Origin of the sequence: Micromonospora sp. M51, assembly GCF_018070305.1 — a bacterium.
GTDB lineage: Bacteria > Actinomycetota > Actinomycetes > Mycobacteriales > Micromonosporaceae > Micromonospora > Micromonospora parva.
The window spans coordinates 1-2,348 of the sequence record NZ_JAGPXZ010000872.1; the positions used below are offsets into that span (position 1 = coordinate 1).

Annotated in this window: 3 protein-coding genes; all 3 read left to right on the top strand. The window is 74.7% G+C overall.

Features of this window, described 5'->3' with window-relative positions; all coding sequences use genetic code 11:
* Window positions 1-578 (top strand): S1 family peptidase (locus KBX53_RS30005; protein WP_210863041.1); only part of this gene is annotated, 578 nt, incomplete at its 5' end.
* An 82-nt stretch (window positions 579-660) separates the two neighbouring features.
* Window positions 661-1,686 carry a sugar kinase gene (locus tag KBX53_RS30010; RefSeq protein ID WP_210863043.1) on the top strand — a complete coding sequence of 342 codons (1,026 nt, stop codon included), beginning with the start codon at window positions 661-663 and terminating at the stop codon, window positions 1,684-1,686.
* Between the two features lie 67 nt (window positions 1,687-1,753).
* The coding region (locus KBX53_RS30015; protein ID WP_210863045.1) for a bifunctional 4-hydroxy-2-oxoglutarate aldolase/2-dehydro-3-deoxy-phosphogluconate aldolase at window positions 1,754-2,348 on the top strand (595 nt) is incomplete at its 3' end.

Below are 2,348 nucleotides of genomic sequence, written 5' to 3' on the forward strand. Positions count from 1 at the left end.
GCCCGCTGATCGCCGGCGGGCAGGGCATCTACGGCGGCGGCGCGCGCTGCTCGCTCGGCGCGAACGCACGCAGCGGCAGCACCTACTACGTGATCACCGCCGGGCACTGCACCGCGGCTGCCGCCACCTGGTACGCCGACAGCGCCCAGAGCACCGTGCTCGGCACCCGCACCGCCACCAGTTACCCCACCAACGACTACGGGCTGATCCGCTACACCGGTCGGATCGCCCACCCGAGCGCCGTCTACACCTACCCCGGCCTGCTGACCATCAACGGCCCCGGCAACGCGTACATCGGTCAGGCGGTGTGCCGCAGCGGCAGCACCACCGGGGTGCGCTGCGGCACGGTCACCGGTCTCAACCAGACCGTCAACTACGCCACCGGCGTGATCTACGGCCTGATCCGCACCAACATCTGCGCCGAGCCGGGGGACAGCGGCGGACCGCTCTACGTGGCCGCCACCGGCACCATCCTCGGCATCCTCTCCGGCGGCACCGGCAACTGCACGGCCGGCGGCACCACCTACTACCAGCCGATCGCGGAGGTGCTGGCCACGTACGGCCTGACGCTGCCCTGACCGCGGGACACCGCTTGCCCGTCCCGCGCGCGACACCTAGGCTCGGCGACGCCCAGCACCCCGCCGCGAGGACGTGTGCCCGATGCCGACCGACCCCCGACCTGACCAGGCGAGTGTGCCGGCCGGCTACCCGTCGGTGGAGGTGGCCGCGGTGGGGGAGACGATGGTGGTGCTCTGCCCCGCGCCGGGCGAGCCGCTGGAGCACGCCGAGCGGGTCGCCGTCTCGGTCGGCGGCGCCGAGTCCAACGTGGCCGGTTACCTGGCCCGCCTGGGACACCTGACGACCTGGGTGAGCCGGGTCGGCGACGACCCCTTCGGTCGGGCTGTCGTGCGGCACGTCGCCGCCGCCGGTGTCCGCGTCGACCAGGTGTGCGTGGACCCGGCCGCCCCCACCGGCCTGTACGTCAAGGACCCGGGCCCGCAGGGGACCGCCGTGCACTACTACCGGGCCGGGTCGGCGGCCACCCGGATGGACCCGGCCACGCTGGCCGACCCGGCGCTGGCCGGTGCCCGGGTGCTGCACCTGTCCGGGATCACCCCGGCGCTGTCCGCGTCCTGCCGGGCGCTTGTCGAGCACGCGGTGACCGACCGGCCGTTGCCGGCGGCACGGGTCAGCTTCGACGTCAACCACCGTGCCCGGTTGTGGTCCGCCGAGCAGGCCGCGCCGGTGCTGCGTGACCTCGCCAACCGCTGCGACCTCGTCTTCGTCGGGCAGGACGAGGCGGAGACTCTCTGGGGCGTCACCGACCCGACGGCCGTGCGTGAGGTGCTGCCCGCTCCGGAGACGGTGGTGGTCAAGGACGGCGCGGTCGGCGCCACCGCGCTGGTCCGCGACGCCGAACCGGTCTTCGTGCCCGCTCCCCGGGTGACGGTGGTGGAGCCGGTCGGTGCCGGCGACGCCTTCGCCGCCGGCTACCTGGCCGGGCTGCTGCGCGGCCTCGACCCCGTGCGGCGGTTGCGCCTCGGCCACCTGATGGCGGCGCAGGCGTTGACCAGCAGCGCCGACAACGCCCCGGTCCCGCCGTGGGCCTGGTTCGAGAAGCTGATCGACGCCGCGGCCGACGCCTGGTCGCCGCTCGACCTGACCGACCTGGGGGCGACGACCTGAGTCGGGCCGCCGGGTGGCGCCCCGGCCAGCAGCAACACTGTCACCGCGACCTCGGATGGAGTGTTCCATGACCACACCGGACTTCGACCACATCTTCGGCGGCGCCCGGGTGATGGCGATCCTGCGCGGCCTTCCGGTCGCCGAGACCGTTCGGCTCGCCGAGCGGGCCTGGGACCTCGGCATCGACGTGGTGGAGGTTCCGGTGGCCACCGCCGACGCGGTGCCGGCGCTGCGGGCCGCCGTCGCGGCGGGGGCCGAACGCGACCGGATCGTCGGTGCCGGCACCGTGCTCGACGTCGACCAGGTCGCCGCGGCGGCCGACGCGGGCGCCCGGTTCACCGTCGCGCCCGGCCTGGACCTCACGGTCGCCGACGCCGCCGCCGCGCGTGGCCTGCCGCACCTGCCCGGTGTGGCCACCCCCACCGAGGCCCAGCAGGCACTGCGGCACGGCCTCACCTGGCTCAAGGCGTTCCCCGCGATCTCCCTCGGGCCGGCCTGGTTCAAGGCCATGGCCGGTCCGTTGCCGCAGTTGCGTTTCGTCGCCACCGGTGGCCTCGACGCGGGCAACGCCGGCCCGTTCCTGCACGCGGGCGTCCGCGTGGTGGCCGTCGGCTCCGCCCTCTCCGACACCACCCAACTGGACGCCCTCGCCAAGCTAACCC